This window comes from Paludibaculum fermentans, from assembly GCF_051172195.1.
In the GTDB taxonomy this organism is placed as follows: domain Bacteria; phylum Acidobacteriota; class Terriglobia; order Bryobacterales; family Bryobacteraceae; genus Paludibaculum; species Paludibaculum fermentans_A.
Genome location: NZ_JBPJAQ010000001.1, coordinates 631,749 through 649,257, shown reverse-complemented (window position 1 = coordinate 649,257; position 17,509 = coordinate 631,749). Strand labels below are relative to the sequence as shown.

General features: G+C 62.4%; 16 protein-coding genes. 4 read left to right on the top strand and 12 right to left on the bottom strand.

Going from position 1 to position 17,509, the window contains the following annotated elements:
* Positions 1-27 precede the first annotated feature (27 nt).
* Complete coding sequence (locus tag ACR9Y2_RS02685; protein WP_435039488.1) at positions 28-675, top strand: carbonic anhydrase; 648 nt, start codon at positions 28-30, stop codon at positions 673-675.
* Positions 676-678: 3 nt separating this feature from the next.
* Here the strand turns inward: ACR9Y2_RS02685 and ACR9Y2_RS02680 are convergent, their stop codons facing one another.
* The 12 genes from ACR9Y2_RS02680 to ACR9Y2_RS02625 form a co-directional block, all read right to left on the bottom strand.
* Positions 679-1,416 (bottom strand): GNAT family N-acetyltransferase, encoded by a 738-nt coding sequence (locus ACR9Y2_RS02680; protein ID WP_435039487.1) that lies wholly within the window; start codon positions 1,414-1,416, stop codon positions 679-681.
* A gap of 1 nt (position 1,417) precedes the next feature.
* Complete coding sequence (locus ACR9Y2_RS02675) at positions 1,418-2,626, bottom strand: hypothetical protein (RefSeq protein ID WP_435039486.1); 1,209 nt, start codon at positions 2,624-2,626, stop codon at positions 1,418-1,420.
* Between the two features lies 1 nt (position 2,627).
* The gene (locus ACR9Y2_RS02670) at positions 2,628-3,365 is read right to left on the bottom strand and encodes an outer membrane lipoprotein-sorting protein (RefSeq protein WP_435039485.1); all 738 of its coding nucleotides are present in this window, start codon (positions 3,363-3,365) and stop codon (positions 2,628-2,630) included.
* Complete coding sequence (locus ACR9Y2_RS02665) at positions 3,358-5,907, bottom strand: FtsX-like permease family protein (RefSeq protein ID WP_435039484.1); 2,550 nt, start codon at positions 5,905-5,907, stop codon at positions 3,358-3,360. Before ACR9Y2_RS02665 ends, ACR9Y2_RS02670 begins: the two co-directional genes overlap by 8 nt.
* A gap of 7 nt (positions 5,908-5,914) precedes the next feature.
* The gene (locus tag ACR9Y2_RS02660) at positions 5,915-6,592 is read right to left on the bottom strand and encodes an ABC transporter ATP-binding protein (protein WP_435039483.1); all 678 of its coding nucleotides are present in this window, start codon (positions 6,590-6,592) and stop codon (positions 5,915-5,917) included.
* A gap of 82 nt (positions 6,593-6,674) precedes the next feature.
* Positions 6,675-6,956 carry a helix-turn-helix domain-containing protein gene (locus tag ACR9Y2_RS02655; RefSeq protein ID WP_435039482.1) on the bottom strand — a complete coding sequence of 94 codons (282 nt, stop codon included), beginning with the start codon at positions 6,954-6,956 and terminating at the stop codon, positions 6,675-6,677.
* The gene (locus tag ACR9Y2_RS02650) at positions 6,953-7,303 is read right to left on the bottom strand and encodes a type II toxin-antitoxin system RelE/ParE family toxin (RefSeq protein ID WP_435039481.1); all 351 of its coding nucleotides are present in this window, start codon (positions 7,301-7,303) and stop codon (positions 6,953-6,955) included. The genes ACR9Y2_RS02655 and ACR9Y2_RS02650 overlap by 4 nt, the downstream gene beginning before the upstream one ends.
* Before the next feature lie 42 nt (positions 7,304-7,345).
* A complete protein-coding gene (locus ACR9Y2_RS02645; protein ID WP_435039480.1) occupies positions 7,346-8,107 on the bottom strand; it encodes a sulfite exporter TauE/SafE family protein in 762 nt (253 codons plus the stop codon).
* A 1-nt stretch (position 8,108) separates the two neighbouring features.
* The gene (locus tag ACR9Y2_RS02640; RefSeq protein ID WP_435039479.1) at positions 8,109-8,780 is read right to left on the bottom strand and encodes a phosphoadenylyl-sulfate reductase; all 672 of its coding nucleotides are present in this window, start codon (positions 8,778-8,780) and stop codon (positions 8,109-8,111) included.
* Between the two features lie 2 nt (positions 8,781-8,782).
* Complete coding sequence (locus ACR9Y2_RS02635; protein WP_435039478.1) at positions 8,783-10,183, bottom strand: sulfate adenylyltransferase subunit 1; 1,401 nt, start codon at positions 10,181-10,183, stop codon at positions 8,783-8,785.
* Positions 10,184-11,089: a sulfate adenylyltransferase subunit CysD gene (cysD, locus tag ACR9Y2_RS02630; protein ID WP_435039477.1), complete on the bottom strand. Its 906-nt coding sequence runs from the start codon at positions 11,087-11,089 to the stop codon at positions 10,184-10,186.
* A 91-nt stretch (positions 11,090-11,180) separates the two neighbouring features.
* The gene (locus ACR9Y2_RS02625; protein ID WP_435039476.1) at positions 11,181-12,191 is read right to left on the bottom strand and encodes a POTRA domain-containing protein; all 1,011 of its coding nucleotides are present in this window, start codon (positions 12,189-12,191) and stop codon (positions 11,181-11,183) included.
* Between the two features lie 265 nt (positions 12,192-12,456).
* Between ACR9Y2_RS02625 and nifJ the strand changes: the two genes are divergently transcribed.
* From nifJ to ACR9Y2_RS02610, 3 genes are all read left to right on the top strand, one after another.
* A complete protein-coding gene (nifJ, locus tag ACR9Y2_RS02620) occupies positions 12,457-16,059 on the top strand; it encodes a pyruvate:ferredoxin (flavodoxin) oxidoreductase (protein ID WP_435039475.1) in 3,603 nt (1,200 codons plus the stop codon).
* Between the two features lie 9 nt (positions 16,060-16,068).
* Entirely contained in the window at positions 16,069-17,076 is a 1,008-nt protein-coding gene (locus ACR9Y2_RS02615) for a dihydroorotate dehydrogenase-like protein (RefSeq protein WP_435044813.1), read from the top strand.
* Positions 17,077-17,228: 152 nt separating this feature from the next.
* Positions 17,229-17,444, top strand: a complete 216-nt coding sequence (locus ACR9Y2_RS02610; RefSeq protein WP_435039474.1) for a hypothetical protein — start codon at positions 17,229-17,231, stop codon at positions 17,442-17,444.
* Positions 17,445-17,509 lie beyond the last annotated feature (65 nt).

The following is a 17,509-nucleotide window of genomic DNA, read 5'->3' as shown; positions in this document are numbered from 1 at the left end:
CGACAAGGTCCTAAAGTAGATAATTAGATGAACCGACTCGTGCTCTTCACCCTCTGCTCGTCACTGCTGCCGCTGAAGGCAGCGGAAGAACATCCGGCCGGAGTGCCGGCCGCCAAGGCGCTGGCGATGCTTGTTGATGGCAACGACCGTTATGCCGCACACCGTGAGACCCATCCCGATGCCAGCCTGGAACGCCGCGCGGAACTGACCAAAGGCCAGCACCCCTATGCCGTCGTGCTGGGCTGTGCCGATTCGCGCGTGCCGCCGGAGTTGATTTTCGACGCCGGTTTGGGTGACCTCTTTGTCATCCGCGAAGCGGGCAATGTGGTCGACGACGTGGTGTTGGGCAGCGTGGAGTATGCCGTTGAGCATCTCGGCGTCAAGCTGGTGATGGTGCTTGGCCACGAGAAGTGCGGCGCCGTCACGGCCGCCGTCAACCACACCAGGGAAGCGCACATCTCCAGCATTGTGAAGGCGATAGAGCCGTCGGTGCAGGCCACGAAGAAGGAGCCGGGCGACGCCGTCCGCAATTGCGTACTGGCCAATGCCAAACGGGTGGCCGGCCAGATCCGCAACGCCCCGCCCATACTGGCGCATGCCGTACATGAAGGCACGCTGAAAGTGGTGGCAGCCGACTACGACCTCGCCACGGGCCGGGTTACGATCCTGGAATAGCCGTCAGCCGAACTCAAAGCCGGCCAGCGCATAGACCCAATCCGGGCGCTCCTCGATGGGCGCCCCTTTGCGCATCCGCCACAGCTTCCGCACGGGCTGGAAGCCGAGTTCCGTTGCCAAGGCGACGGCATCCCGGTTGTTCTCAGGGATATCCCAGAGGGTGGGCCCGGAGACTCCTGCACCGAGGATGCGCACCCGAGCTTCCTCCTGTGTCCGGCAGACGATGGGGCCGACAAAGGAAGCCATCCGGCCTGGACGCGCCTCGCCCAACTCCATCAACAAGGCCCTTCGATCCGCGCCAAACGCCTGGCGGTCCAGTTCCCAGTCGATCGGGAAACTCTGCTTCGGGCTGTCCGGGAGCGTCCCGCGCCAACGCTCGACCACATACTCCTCCTGGAAGCCCAGGCGCGCGTAGACCGGCCGGCCCAACTCCGTCGCGTCCAGCTTCACCGTGGGTACGGTGAGCGAATCCAAACACTGTCTAAGTAGTAGCGAAGCGAAGCCGCGCCCGCGATACTCCGGCAACGTCAACACCATCCCGATCCAGGCCAGCGCGTCACCATAGGCGATCGCCACAGCGGAGGCCACGGCCCGGCCGTCTTCCTCGACGCAGAAGCAATGCTCCGGTGTCAGGCGCAGCAATCGGGCCCAATCCTCCCCGGTCTGGTTCCAACTGACGGAAGTGGACAACGCCATGGCATCGTCCAGATCGGCCGCGCGAAGCTGTCGTAGTTGAGCCACTCTAAAAGCTATAACGCAAAATGAGCTGCAAATTGGAGTTGCGTCGATACTGCCCCAGAAAATCACCCGCGTCGCCGCGCAGCAGTGTGAAGTTTGCAGTAGCCCGCAGGTGGCTGCCCATGCTCTGCGAATACTCGACCTTCGAGTACATGCCCGCGCCGTTCTGGCGCAGGGCTCCTTCGAACGATACCGTCCGATTGGCGTCGAGATTATAGCTGGCCCGGCCCAGGAAGGTTTTGGCCAAGCCCCGGTCCGGCGCGAAGTCCAGCAGCACCCGCTTGTTGGTCACCGCTTCGCCAGCGTAGCCCCCGACAAACGTCCACTCCCCGCTTTGCCGTTCCAATTGAACGACATACAGGGCATATTCGTCCGCCGTGCGTGTCTTGGAGGTGAAGTAGGCCGCCTCGCTCTTCAAAGTGAACCAGGGCAGGGGCATGGCGAAGTCGCCGCCATACATCCGCATCTGGGCGAAGTAGCGCTGCACTCCGACACTCAGTCCCGGTTGTAAGTTGAGCAGCGGCAAGTGGTTATAGCCGTCGAAGAGGCTCAGGGAGTACTCGACACCGCGCGCGCCGTGGCTCCAGCGGGCGCCCATCTGGCCACGGCCCGGGAAGTCGGCTCCAAGGTTGCGGATGGGTAGGTTTTGCACCTGCTCCGGCAGTGGAACCCAACGCTGCCCGAACAACGGTCCGCGGCTGGGGGTAAACACCGGCTGGTAAACGACATCGAAGGTATTCGAACCGCGCTCGTAGGTGATGCGGGCGGCGGTTACGCCCAGGAAATCGGAGTTGATGACGTTCAGGAAGTCCTTGGGCGCGAAACGGTCCGTGGGATTCAGCAGATCGGCCTTGCCCCAGCGGATGAACTGCCGCCCGCCCTCAAAGGTGAGCCCGCCTTTGTTCAACAAAACACTCAAGCGCCGCACGCCGAACGCGGGCCGCTGTTCGCCGCGGTCCGCCCAGTCGAGCCGCCAGGCGCGCTCAAACTGGCGGTGCGAATCGAAGCGCACGTCCAGCCCGCCGTTGACCTGGATCCAGGGCCGCGGTTTCCAGGACGGCTCCCAGCGCAGCAGTTCCTCGCTCACCAGCCGGCCGCTATCCCCCTGCGTCGTCTGAGGATAGACGTAGTTCCGCGTCTCAAAAAAGCCCCTCTGCGTGAAGCTTTGCCCGGAGAGGCAGGCACAGCAGAGCAGCAGGACCGGCAGGCGCACGTTATTGCTCCCGGCGCAGAGCCTGCAGGGTGAAGCTTTCGGCGGCCAGGCTCAGGTTGTACTGCAGCTTTTCCAGCTTCAGCGTGGTTCTGCTATCCCTCGACAGGTCATGGACTTCCACGTTCCGGGCGGTCCAGATGTTCTGCACTTTTTCCAGCTCGGTATAGCGGATGCGGCGGATCAGCTTGTCATTGGAGTAGCATTCGATCTGCGTCGCGACGTAGTTGTCTTTGCGAATCCAGATCAGGAGGCGGGTGTACTGCGATTTGGCCTCCGGCTTGGGGGTGCCTTCGATCTTCCAGGCGCCATTCTCCTCGCCCAGGGTCTTGTAGCTGGAGCGGTCTACATCGCGTTCCTCGAGGTCCTCGAATGAAAAGTCGGTCCCGAAGAAGCGCGTGCGGCGGTCCTGCAGCGCGATGCGGCGTTCGCGGGCGACTGCCGGGGTCCACATCCATTGATCCGATGCGCGGTCGGGGTGATTGTGGATGAGCAGGGCGACGCCTTTCACCTCAGCCGGAGCCGTGAAGCGGAGCACGGCCTTCGACTCGCCGGCCGAGCCCAGGCGCTCATAGATCCAGCGTTTGGTGGAGACCTTGCGTTTCGCGTCGTTCACCTCGAGCGTGCCCTCGTACCGCTGGGAGTCGGCGTGCGACCGCTTCTGCGATTCGGCCACGATGGCGCGGCCGTCCTGGGCCGCCAGCGAGAGGGATAAGAGAAAGATCAGGAAGTACTTATTCATATTCCAGGGCCTCCACCAGGGAGCCGCGAACCGCCGCTTCGGCGGGGCCAGCGCCGCTCAACAGTGCCGCCCCCAGCATGACCGGGATCAGCGTCAGGGCGATCTCGAACGGATAGCGGTAGTTGAGGCGCATACCGGCAATATCGCGGCGGGTCACCTCGAGGATGTAGTACAGATTCACCGCGCCCAGGGCGTAGCCAATCAGCAAGCCCAGCGTTCCGATGGCCAGCGCCTCCATCCAGATGGTGTGCCGCACCTGGCTCCGCAGGCCGCCCACCGCTTGCAGGACGCCCAGTTCCCGTTTCCGGTCGGCGATCGACACCGTCAACGTGTTCACGATACCCAGAATCGCCACCAGCACGGCGACGAAGATCTGGACATACGTCAGCCCAAACCACTGGTCGGTAATCTTGAGGATAAATGCCCGGATCTCACCGTTGGTGAGGACGAAGAAGCGCGTGCGCTCGCCAAAGCGGCGCAATAACTCCTGGCGGACGGCCTGCTGGGTGTAGCCGCGCTTCAGATAGACCCGGAAGACATTGATGGTGTCGTCTTTCCAATACCTTACGAAGACCCGGCGATCCATCAGGATGGTGCCCTGCTGGTCGCTATAGTCGACCACGACGCCCAGGATGGGCATGTCCAGTTGTCCGGAAGGCGTCATGATGTGGAGGATGTTGCCCTTGTGAACATTCCGCAGGAGGGCGAAGTTGTCGCTGATCACCACCCCCTGGCCGCGCTCGACCAGTTGGTACATTGTCCTGGGATCGCCTTCCAGTACCTGCATTTTCACGCGCTTGGCGAGCCGGTGAACCTCGGCCGCGACCAGCATGACGGGCGTGCCTTCGTGGACGATGCGGGCGGTGCGCACGGCCTGGATCTCATCTATGCCTTCCACGACGCGGATCTCCTCGCCCAGGGAGGCAGGGAAGCGGAAGCTGCGCTGGGTGATGCCCTGCGAACTGCTGACGAAAAGGTCGGGATTCAGGGCCGCATCCGCCCAATTCAGGATGGTTTCGTAGCTGGCTTTGGAGACGCCGCCCAAACCGATGACCAAAGCGACCGAGAGCGACAGGGCGGCCACGGTGCCCGAGGTCCGGCGCGGGGATTGCAGGATGCTGTCGGCGGCCAGGGCACCTTCCACGGGCCGCAGGAACTTCATCACGGGCCGCAGCAGCGCCGCCAGCCAACTGCAGAGTGCAGGGGTGAGCAGCAGCGCCGCCAGGACGCTGAGCAGATAGCCCGAGTAAAGGAAAAAAGGCTGATGGCTGAAGAAGATGGAGACGACGGCCAGGACCAGGCAGGTGAGGGCCGACCAGCGGCGCAGGCGGTTCTCACCCTCGGTGATGACCTGGACGCGGCCCTTCTGCAGGGCTTTCACGGGATCGACGGCAGCGGCGTTCCGGGCGGGGATCCAGCCGGCGATCAGGCTGGTGGCCACGCCCAGAAAAAGCGCGGTCAGAAGCAGGCGGGGATCGGCTGAGATTTCTTCGGCGCGCTGTGCGACGCCGTAGACTTCTCCCATGAAATCACTGATATAGCGCGCCATGCCGCGGGCGATGAGCAAGCCGAAGCCGAGGCCCACCAGCGAGCCCAGCAGCCCGGCAATGCCGCTCTCCAGCAGGAACAGGCGTTTCACCTGACCCTGCGTGGCTCCCAAGGCGCGGAGGATCCCGATTTCGCTGCGGCGCTGAGTGACGGCGATCGAGAACGTGTTGTAGATCAGGAACAGGCCGATGAACAGGGCGAACAGGCTGCTGATGTTGGCGCTGACCGAGTAGATTTTGGCCATCGCTTCGAACTGCTGGCCGCGGGAGTTGGGCGGGTCCACCTGGAGTCCCGGACCGAGCGCCGCCTGGAGCGTCTTGCGGACCTGGGCCACCTGCTGGCCTTCGGCGACGGAGAGGTCGATGCGGTCGAACGTGCGTCCGCGGCCGAAGACCATCTGGGCGGCATAGATGTCCATGATGGCCAGGTTGCCGCCATAGGCTGCGGCGAGCCCGTCACCCTGCATAACGCCGCGGATGGTGAACTTCTTGGGCCCCTCCATGGTGCGCATGGTGAGGTGGTCGTTCAGCTTCAAGCCGTTGCGCTGGCAGAACTTTTCGCTGACGATCACGGAGTCGGGCTGGGCCAGGAAGACGAGAGGATCGTCAATGATGGACTCGTCCGCCTTCTCGAGTTCATAGTCGCGCAGATTGCGGTCGCCGGTCATATCGACGCCCAGGACGAGGAGGTTGCCTTCCCCCTGGAGTCCGGTTTGTACCGTCGCTTCGATGACGGGCGCAGCGACGCCGACACCCGGGTGGGCCTGGACGCGCTCCAGCACCTCTTCGGGGAAGCCCGTTTCCCCGGCCGTTACCTGCAATTGGGTGGTGCCGGCGATTTTGTCGACAGTGCGGTTGAAGGCATACAGGACGCTTTGGTTCGCCGTATGCATGCCGACGAAGACAGCCACGCCCAGGACAATGCCGGCTGTGGTGAGCGCGCAGCGCAGCAGGTGTTTGCGGACGTACGGCCAGGTGATCAAGCGCAATAACATGAGTGGGTTACCGCCGGGAGACATCATCGACGACAACACCGTCGCGCAGGGTGACTGTGCGCGGGCAGCTTTCGGCCACGGCCCGGTCGTGGGTCACCATGAGGACCGTGGCGCCCAGGCGTTCGTGGAGGTCACGGACCAGGGCCAGGATCTCGCCGCCGGTGTGGGTGTCGAGATTCCCGGTGGGCTCGTCCGCCAGCAGGATGGGGGGATAGACGGAGAGGGCGCGAGCGATGGCTACGCGCTGGCGTTCGCCGCCGGACAGCTCATCGGGCAGATGATCCTTGCGCTGGGTGAGTCCGACCAGGTCGAGCAGTTCCGCGGCGCGTTCCCTGATCTGCTTTCGATTCCAGCCCCGCAAGTGGAGCGGTAGGGAGACGTTCTCCAGGCAGCTGAGCGACGGCAAGAGATTGAAAAACTGGAAGATGAAGCCGATCTTGTCACGCCGGACGCGGGTGAGCTCGTCGTCGGCGACACCGGAAAGCGGTTGACCGTCCAGGGCGATCTGGCCGGAAGTGGGCTGGTCGAGGGTCCCGATAAGATTCAGCAGGGTGGACTTGCCGGAGCCGGACGGTCCGACGAGCGAGACCATTTCCCCTCTGCGAATGTGGAGGTTGACGCCGGCGAGGGCGCGAACTTTGCGCTTGCCGTCGAACTCCTTGGTGACGTTGGTGAGAAGGATCACGCGAGCGATACCTACTCAGTAGGATGCCACGCGGGATGGGACCGCGTTGGAAATACAGGGCGGAACAGAGGAAGAGGGGCGGCTACACGAGTTCGAGGCGCAACTCCCGGCCAACCGCCGCAGCTGCTTTGCGCAGGGTACTCAGGGTGATTGCATCGTAATCGGGATCGAGCAGCCGGTCGAGGGCCGCGCGGCTAGTGTGCATCCGGCGAGCCATCTCGGCCTTGGTGAACTGGTTCTCCCTCATCGCCGCTTCAATCTGGCGTGCCAGGACGCGCTTGATCGCATTGGATGTCGTTTCCTCGTACACCCCTTCCTCTCGTAGGAAGCTGTCAAAAGACGATCCGATGTTGTTGCTTTTCATTGGCTTGCCCCTCGTTTCCGTTTCAGAGCCAATTCGAGGTCGTGTTGCGGAGTCTTTTGCGTCTTCTTGATAAACCCGTGCAACAAGACCATCCGTTCGCCATGCACACAGAAAATTACTCGCGCAACGCGACCGCGCGGCAGACTGCTTCGGACCTCCCAAAGCTCGCGCCCCAGCGACCGCACCACAGGCATTCCCACCGGCCAGGAAAACTCCACGTCTTTAATGTCCTCGCCGATAACCTTCCGCTCTTCCGGGTCGAGATCCTTCAGCCACTCGCGCACAGGTTCGCGACCCTGGTCAGAGCGATAGAAATACGCGGGCAGTCGCTTGAATCCCGGCGCCAAGCTGCACTGTATCAATTTTGATACGCAGGGTCAATGCGCAGTTTAGCGGGCGAGGGCGGTGATGCCCTTCCACAACAACTGTTGTCCGAGGATGATCATGATGGCGGAGAGGGCGACCCGGAGGGCCCGGGCCGGGACTCGGGTGCCGAGCCAGGCTCCGCAGAGAGCTCCGAAGACTCCGCCGGAGGAAAGGACAAACAGCAGATGTTGGTTTACGTTTCCGGCGGCGAACTGGATGCCTCCGCCGAGCGCGGCGATGGAGAGGCCGAAGACCAGGTCAGTGCCCACGATCCGGGCAGGTGTCAGGCGCGTAAACTGAAGTAAAGAAAGGCTGGTGAGCGCTCCGGCGCCGGCTGAGGAGAAGCCAACTTCCAGGCCGATGGGGAAGGCGGCCCAGGGCAGGGCTCCGGGACGCTCCGCTCGTTCTTCCACCTCTACTTTGCGGAAAGTCTTGTAGAGGCTGAGCAACGCCATCACGGCGATGATGAAACCGATCACAGTGAGCACCACGGGCTGCAGGCCCTCATGCTTGCTCATGCGCTGCAGCAGCAGCGATCCGATGAGCACGCCCGGAAGGCCACCGTAGAGCAACCGGCGCAGGTTAGCCCAGTCGACGTGGCCGCGCGACCAGTAGACGAGCGCGGCGGCCGACTTAGTGATGGTCACGAAGAGCAGGGAAGTGCCGACAGCTTCCGTTGTGGGTACGCCCAGGACCAGCATGAGCAGAGGCGCAGCCAGGGGTCCGCCGCCCATGCCGGTGAGGCCCACGACCAGTGCGATGCCGAAGCCCAGGAGCGCTTCCATCTCAAGCTTCCTTAACGGTTACCGTGTGCAGTCCGCATTCCAGCTTGCGGCCGCCCCAGCGACCGGCTCGGGCATGTTCCCCGGGCTCGGGTTTGGCGGTGCAGGGTTCGCAGCCGATGCTGGTGTAGCCCTGATCATACAAGGAAAGTACTGGAATGTCGTTAGCGGCTAGATAGGCGAAGACTTCGGAACTGGTCCAGTCGTAGATGGGGCTGATCTTCTTGAGGGTGAGCCCGGTGGGGAAGCGATGCTGTTCTTCCGGCTGGAGGTTGGCGCGGGTGGGGCTCTGCTCCCGGCGTAAGCCCGTAAACCATACATCCACATTGGTTAAGCCTGCGATGAGCGGCTCCACCTTTCGCAAGTGGCAGCAGCGCGCCGGGTCGGTCTGGTTGAGGATGCCGAACTGCGATTCCTGGCTGGCGACGCTCTGTTTTGCCTCGAGGTTGACGAGGTTCAAGTCCCATTCTCTGGCCAACTGGTCGCGATACTCGATCACTTCTGCGAAGTGGTAGCCGGTCTCCAGGAACATCACTGGAACGTCCGGAATCTGTTGCCGCAGCAGGTGAAGCACCGCGACATCTTCCGCCTGGAAGCTGCAGGTGAAGCCGGGCCGGCCGCCCTGGCTGAGCGCATGTTCAATGACTGCCGTAGCTTGCGTCAACGGATCGCGCATGATCAGATGCCCTCTCCCTGTTCGAAATCCTCGTGGTCGAAGCTGAAGCCAAAGCGCTTCATGTGAGCCAGCAGGGCGCGGAGCTTGCGGCGCTCGGCCGGAGTAAAGGGTGCGTCGGAGAAGCTCTCCAGGGTCTCTTCCTCTTCACGCACCTCGCCCTCGATCAGCCCGGAGGCGAGCGTCAGGTTCGAGATGGTGTCGATGAGGATGAAGCCGCCGGTGGAGCGGTTTTCGCGGTAGGTGTCGTAGGGCAGCAGTTCGGCGGTTTCGACCTCCACCGGACCGATGCCATTCAAAGTGAGCGACTCGCCGTTGAGCCGGGCGGGCACCACACGGGTGCCGTGCTGCAGCAGGTAAGTCTTTTGTTTGTCGAGCGGTTCCTCGCTCATCCAGACCAGGGTGGTGTGGAGGCGGCGAGCCACCTTGGGCGCAGTGGCGGGTGAGGCGAGCAGGTCGCCGCGGGCGATGTCGAGCTCGTCTTCCAGTTCCAGCGTGATCGACATGGGGGCAAATGCCTCAGTCAGGTCGCCGTCGAAGGTGACGATGCGCTTGACGGTGCTGCGCTTGCCGCTGGGCAGGGCGACGATGGGGTCGCCGACGCGGACCCAACCGCTGGCCAACTGACCGGCGTAGCCGCGGAAGTCGAGGTGGGGCCGGATGACCATCTGCACGCTCATGCGGAAGGGCTGGGCGGCGGCGATGTGGGGCGGGTCGACTGTTTCGAGCAGTTCGAGCAGGCTGGGGCCTTTGTACCAGGGGGTGCGCTCGCTGCGGGTGACGACATTGTCGCCATCGAGAGCGCTGAGCGGGATGAAGTCGGCGATCACCCCGTCCATGCCGGCCAGCAGCTTTGTGGCGTGGGCGCGGATGTCGTCGAAAACCTCGTGGCTGAACTCGACGAGGTCCATCTTATTGACAGCAAAGACCAGATGGCGGACGCCGAGGAGCCAGGCGATGCGCGAATGGCGGCGCGACTGCTCCAGCACGCCTTTGCGGGCGTCGAGCAGGATGATGGCGAGGTCGCAGGTGGAGGCGCCGGTGGCCATGTTGCGGGTGTACTGCTCGTGCCCGGGGGTGTCGGCGACGATGAACTGGCGCTTGGGCGTGGAGAAGTAGCGGTAGGCAACGTCGATGGTGATACCCTGCTCGCGCTCGGCGCGCAGGCCGTCGGTGAGCAGGGAAAGGTCCAGCCCGTGGCTGGCGCGGTTCACCTTGCTCTTGCTGATCTCCTCCAGATTGTCTTCCCACACCGTCTTGGTGTCGAAGAGCAGGCGGCCGATGAGGGTGCTTTTGCCGTCGTCGACGCTGCCCGCGGTGGAGATGCGCAGCAGCGGTTTCTCGTCGCGGTTGCTGACCGTGAAGTGGGTAAGCGCAATGGTCCTGTTGTCGGTGAGCGCGGCCATTTAGAAGTAGCCCTCCCGCTTCTTAATCTCCATGGAGCCGTCCTGGTCGTGATCGATCACGCGATTCTCACGCTCGCTGCGGCGGAAGGCGGCGAGCTCGTCGATGATCTTGCTGATGGTGTCGGCTTCTGAGCGGATGGCGCCGCTGCAGGGCGTGCAGCCGAGTGAACGCATGCGGCAGGTGACGGTCTGGGGCTGTTCCCCAGGTAGGAGTTTGACGTTTGTTTCCAGTGGGATGACCGTGGGTCCGCGGAGGACGACCTGACGCGGCTGGGCGAAGTAGAGGGGCACGATGGGGATGGCTTCCAACTCGATGTAGCGCCAAATGTCCATCTCAGTCCAGTTAGAGAGCGGGAAGACGCGAATGGATTCACCGGGATCTACCTTGCCGTTGTAGAGATTCCATAGTTCCGGGCGTTGATTGCGAGGGTCCCAGCGGCCTTCGCGGTCGCGGAAGCTGAAGACACGTTCCTTGGCGCGGGACTTCTCTTCATCGCGGCGGGCTCCGCCGATGGCGGCATCATAGCCGCCTTCCTGGAGGCCTTCGACCAGGCCGCGGGTGCGCAGCAGGTGGCAGCACTTGGCGGTACCGAGGTCGTAGGGATTGGCGCCCTCCTGGATGGCCTTGTCGTTGGTGTAGACGCGCAGGTCCGCCCCGATCTCCTTCGTGAAACGATCGCGGAATTCGATCATCTCGGGATACTCGTAAGTCGTGTCGATGTGGAGGAGGGGGAAAGGGATCTTCCCGGGAAAGAAGGCTTTGCGCGCCAAGTGGACCAGACAGGAGCTGTCCTTCCCGATGGAGTAAAGCAGCACCGGCTTGCGGAACTGCGACGCGGTTTCGCGCAGGATGTGGATGCTTTCGGCTTCCAATGCGCGGAGATGCGATAGGACAGGAACAGTCATTCTGGGTACGCTACGTGGATAGCGTACCCTATCTGCATAATCTCTAGCAAGAATATCTAGATTGTTTGAAGGAAGAATGGCGAAGGGGTGATTACTTCTTCGCCGGTTTCTCGATGGACTTGAGGGTCTTGTCGCGTTCGCCGTCCGACCAGGCCTTCTCGAGTTCTTCGTCGGAGAGGCCGGAAACGCGGCCGACGACGAGGAAGGCAGGCAGGGCGTGGGGGAGATACTGCCAGTGGGCCATTTCGAGCAGGGAGAGCATGGCGCGGTCGCGGATGTTGGCGAGGACGGTCTCGTCGCGTTTCTCGGTGAAGAGCAGCAGGCCCTTGGCGGCTTCCAGGCGGTCGCCGAGCTCCACGGAATTGGCGAGTTCGACAAACCACGTAGCCTGCACCCTCAGGTTGGCATTTGGGTTGGCGAAGCTATAGAAAGCAAAGCCCCTGATGGTGCGGGCGGCGTTGGCGCGGACGGCTCCGTCGGGATCCTGCATGGCGAGTTGGACGTCGCCGAGGACGGCGGTTTTATCCGGTGCGTAGCCGATGATGTAGGCCGCGATGGCGCGGTCTTCGGGATCGCGCGCGTTCTTAAGGATATTGCGGAGGACGGCCAGGTGTTTCTCGGCTAGATCGACGAATTTGGCCTGGGCGGCCTGGCAGGCGGGGTTCTCTATGATGGAGTAGCCGTGGGAGAGGTCCTCTTTGAGGTCGCCTTCGGCGGAGGCGCGTTCGAGGGCGGCGGTGAAGGCGGCATAGGCGCGGGTGACCTCATCGGGGAGGGAGAGGTCCTGATCGGGGAATGAGCGGTATTGGACATTGCGGGCGCCGCGTTCCAGGATCCCGACATAAACGATAGGTTTCCCCTGATCACAGCAGAACGCCTCGACATGGGCCTGCACCACGCCGTCGATGGACTCGAGCGTGTCCTCGATCTCGCCCTTTGGTTTGGTTAGAGGGTCGCCTGGGGCGAGTCCGAGGGCCTTGCGAATCTTGTCCTGAGGAATTTTGCGCGTGCCGTAGATCTCGATCTGGCCGATCCGCGGCTGTGCCGGCAGAGCGAGTGTCCAGGCGGTCAAAGCCAGCACGACGGTACGGAAATAAAGCATCAGTAAGTAAAGACAGATTCCGGGGCCGAGAAGTTTCGCCGGAATGCGAGAGAAAGCGCACCAGGGCAGGGTGGGTGAAATGCAGCATGGTGGAATGCGGCGGCTGTAGAAACTTGGGACAGCTGGGTGATCTGCCCCACTATCAAGATTCCTTATGCAAGCATCAACGAAAACAAGCCTTGCAGAATCAATATTTAGAGATCTCACTCTCCGTTACTCCTATTGGCCCCCGGCATGCACTTGATCCATTGCGAGTTCACCAACCATGCCCAGAATCAAAGTTACCCTGGACGGGAACGAAGCGGCCGCGTACGTCGCGCACAAAACAAACGAAGTTATCGCCATTTACCCGATTACGCCCTCGTCGCCGATGGGCGAATGGTCGGATCAATGGTCCTCGGAAGGTAAGCCCAACATTTGGGGCGCCGTCCCCACGGTTATTGAGATGCAGAGCGAAGGCGGCGCGTCGGGCGCGGTGCATGGCGCTCTGCAAGGTGGTGCGCTAACGACGACATTTACATCGTCGCAAGGCCTGCTGCTAATGATCCCGAACATGTACAAGATCGCGGGTGAGCTCACCTCGACGGTCATGCATGTAGCGGCGCGTAGTCTGGCAGCCCAGGGTCTTTCGATCTTTGGCGATCACCAGGACGTGATGAGTGTCCGTGCGACGGGTTGGGCCATGCTGGCCGCCAACTCGGTGCAGGAAGTGATGGACATGGCGCTGGTTGCCCAGGCGGCGGCCCTGGAATCGCGCATCCCGTTCATCCATTTCTTCGACGGCTTCCGCACCTCGCACGAAGTGGCGAAGGTGGAGCAGTTGACGGTCGATGACATGAAGGCGATGTTGCCGTCGAACCTGATCCAGGCTCACCGCGCACGTGCCCTGTCGCCTGACCGGCCGGTGATCCGTGGTACGGCCCAGAATCCTGACGTCTACTTCCAGGCGCGTGAGACGGTGAATCCGTACTATGTGGCAACGCCGGCAATCGTACAAAAAGCGATGGACCGCTTTGCCGAGCTGGTGGGCCGCAAGTACAAGCTGTTTGAGTATGAAGGCGCTGCCGACGCCGAGCGGGTAGTGATCCTGATGGGTTCCGGCGCCGAAGCCGCCCACGAGACCGTGGACGAGCTGGTGAAGCGCGGCGAGAAGGTGGGCATCCTGAAGGTCCGGCTGTACCGGCCGTTCTCGATGGAGCACTTCCTGGCGGCCCTGCCGGCGACGACGAAGTCGATCACGGTGCTGGACCGCACGAAGGAACCGGGCGGCCCCGGCGAACCGCTGTATCTCGATGTGATTACGGCGTTGAGCGAGGCTCAGGCGGCGGGCACACTGCCGTTCGCGACGATGCCCAAGGTGATTGGCGGCCGCTACGGCCTGTCGTCGAAAGAGTTCACGCCGTCGATGGTGAAGGCTGCCTTCGACGAAGGGGCCAAGGCGAAGTCGATCAACCACTTCGTGCTGGGCATCAAGGACGACGTCTCGAACAATTCGCTGGAATACGACGCAGACTTTTCGACCGAAGATCCGCAGACGGTGCGGGCCCTGTTCTATGGACTGGGCGCCGACGGCACGGTGGGTGCGAACAAGAACAGCGTCAAGATCATTGGCGAAGATACGGACAACTACGCGCAGGGCTACTTCGTGTACGACTCGAAGAAATCGGGTTCGATCACGGTTTCGCACCTGCGGTTTGGGCCGCGGCCGATCCGCAGCACTTACCTGATTTCGCGCGCCAACTTCATTGCCTGCCACCAGTTCTCGTTCCTGGAGCGGCTGGACATGCTGAAGTGGGCCGAGCCGGGCGCCACGTTCCTGTTGAACGCGCCGGTGGGTGCGTCGGAGATCTGGGACCTACTGCCCCGTCCCGTCCAGGCCGACATTATTGAGAAGAAGATCAAGTTCTATGTGATTGATGCCTATGAAGTGGCCAAGGCTACGGGCATGGGTTCGCGCATCAACACCGTGATGCAGACCTGCTTCTTCGCCATCAGCGGCGTGCTGCCGCGGGAAGAGGCGATTGCGCAGATCAAGAAGGCGATCGTCAAGACCTACGGCAAGCGCGGCGAGTCTGTGGTCCAGAAGAACTTCGCGGCGGTCGACCAGTCGCTGGCCAACCTGCACCAGGTGACAGTTCCGGCCGAAGTTTCCAGCACACAGATGCTGCGGCCTTCAGTGCCCTCGCAAGCGCCCGGATTTGTCCGTGACGTACTGGGCATGATGATCTCCGGTGACGGCGACAGCCTGCCGGTTTCGGCGATGCCCATTGACGGCACCTACCCCAGCGGTACGGCGCAGTGGGAAAAGCGAAACATTGCCCTCGAGATCCCGGTGTGGGACGAGAACCTCTGCATCCAGTGCGGCAAGTGCGTACTGGTTTGCCCGCATGCCACGATCCGCGCCAAGATCTACGACAAATCGGCGCTGGAAGGCGCCCCGTCTACCTTCAAGTCGGTTCCGGCGCGCTGGAAGGACTACAAGGAGTCGGGCTACACGCTGCAGGTAGCTCCGGAAGACTGCACGGGTTGCGGCCTCTGCGTGGAGGCTTGCCCGGCGAAGTCGAAGACGGAAGTAAAGCACCGCGCGATCAACATGACGGAGCAGCCCGCGCTGCGCGAATCCGAGGCGGCGAACTGGGACTTCTTCCTGGGCCTGCCTGAATTCGATCGCACGAAGCTGAGCCAGAGCCAGGTGAAGGACCTGCAGATCCTGCAGCCCCTGTTTGAGTTCTCGGGCGCCTGTTCCGGCTGCGGCGAGACGCCTTACGTCAAGCTGCTGACCCAATTGTTCGGCGACCGCACGATGATCGCGAACGCCACGGGCTGCTCGTCGATCTACGGCGGCAACCTGCCGACCACGCCCTACACGTACAACAACGAAGGCCGGGGTCCGGCCTGGTCGAACTCGCTGTTCGAAGACAACGCCGAGTTCGGGCTGGGTATGCGGATGGCCGTGGATCAACAGGTGATCTACGCCAAGGAGCTGGTCAACCGTTTCGCCGTGAAGCTGGGCGAGAACCTGGTGAAGGAACTCCTGGAAGCCGACCAGGCGACGGAAGCCGGGATCTTCGCACAACGCGAGCGTGTCGGCGCCCTGAAGAACCGGGTGCAGGAACTGCTCGCCGCCGGGGCGAACGGCAGTGGCAACGCACTGCGCGACCTGCTGGGCGTAGCAGATGCGCTGGTGAAGAAGAGCGTGTGGATCCTGGGTGGCGACGGCTGGGCCTATGACATCGGTTACGGCGGCCTGGATCACGTGCTGGCCTCTGGCAAGAACGTGAACATCCTGGTACTGGACACCGAAGTCTATTCGAACACGGGTGGACAGTGCTCGAAGTCGACGCCGCGCGGCGCGGTGGCGAAGTTTGCGGCCGGCGGCAAGCCGTCGGGCAAGAAAGACCTGGCGATGATGGCGGTCGCTTACGGCAACTGCTATGTGGCGCGGGTGGCGATGGGCTCGAGTGACATGCAGACGGTGAAGGCCTTCATCGAGGCCGAGAAGTGGGATGGTCCGTCGATCATCATCGCCTACAGCCACTGCATCGCCCACGGATACGATCTGAAGTTCGGCCTGGAACAGCAGAAGCTGGCTGTGCAGACCGGTCACTGGCCGATGTTCCGGTACAACCCGGCATTGGCGCTGGACGGCAAGAACCCGTTTGTCCTCGACTGCAAGGCACCGTCCCTGCCGCTGGACAAGTACATCTACAACGAGACCCGCTACACGATGCTCGTCCATTCGAAGCCGGATGACGCCCGCCGTCTCCTGGCCGAGGCGCAGGCCGACGTCATGAACCGCTGGCGCATCTACGAACAGATGGCGGCCATGCCGGGCGCGGAGACCAAGACCACCGAAGGAGGGAAGTAAGCCATGTCAATTGACCTCAGCACTGGATACCTCGGACTTAAGCTCCGCTCACCCTTAGTGGCGTCATCCTCGCCATTCTGCAAGGACATCGGCAATATTCTCCGGCTGGAAGACTCAGGCGCTTCGGCCGTGGTACTGCACTCCCTGTTCGAGGAGCAGATCCAGGTGGAGAGCGGCGAACTCGACCGCTTTCTCACGGAGACCTCCGACAGCTACGGCGAGGCCGTCAGCTACTTCCCGGAGATGACTTCGTACAATTTCGGACCGGAGCCGTACCTGAACCATCTGCGGAAGGCGAAGGAATCGGTGGACATCCCCGTGATCGGGAGCCTGAACGGCGTCTCGACGGGCGGCTGGATCCGATACGCGCAAATGATGGAGCAGGCCGGGGCCGACGCCATCGAACTCAACATCTACTACCTGCCGACCGAGCTGGAAATGCCGTCGGGCAAGGTGGAAGAGATGTACTTCGACCTGGTGAGCCACGTGAAGGCGAGCGTGCGGATCCCGGTGGCGGTTAAGCTTGGGCCATTCTTCACGGCCTTTGCCCACATGGCCACGCGCATGGATGCGGCGGGCGCCGACGGCCTGGTTCTGTTCAACCGCTTCTATCAACCGGATTTCGATCTGGAAGCCCTGGAAGTGGTGCCGAACCTGATGCTGAGCGACTCGCAGGAACTGCGGCTGCGCCTGCACTGGACGGCCCTGCTGTACAACCGGATTCGTCCCGACCTGGCGATCACGGGCGGCGTGCACACAGCGGAAGATGCGGTGAAGGGTGTCATGGCCGGCGCGCGTTGCACCATGATGACTTCTGCCCTGCTGCGCCACGGCATTCCGTACCTGGCGAAGGTGGAAGAAGACCTGCTCGACTGGATGGAAGAGCACGAGTACGAATCCATCGCCCAGATGAGAGGTTCGATGAGTTCGCAGTCGGTGGCCGAACCGGCGGCTTTCGAGCGCGCGAACTACATGAAAGTGCTTTCCAGCTACGCGCTGAAACCCGCGACGCGCTAAACGTGACGCGCCGCGGGTGCTAATCCATCACGAGGAGGGTAACCGTGTCGTTCCATATCGTGATGCGGCACAGAAATGCGCCGCAGGCACGTCAGAGTCATTGGTTGGATGACAACCGTCCGGAGTGGATCACTACCACTCCGGAGGTTGCCATGAGATGCAGGGCCATGGCGGAGAAGAACCAGCCGATCCGGGTCCACCGGTGCGATTGGGGCAGCCAGGGTCCTGTATTGTGTTGTGAGTGCGAAGTGGCCGCGATCCGGGAGATCGACGAGCATCAGTATCACGTGGAGTTCAAGAACCACCGCGTGCTGCAGATTCTGCCGCTCGTTCGTCCTGTGCGGGGTCAAGCCTGTTACGAAGTCTAGTATTCTTAGCTGTCAGCTCTCTTTAATACAATGCCCCGGCTTCCAGTGATGGGAGCCGGGGTCTT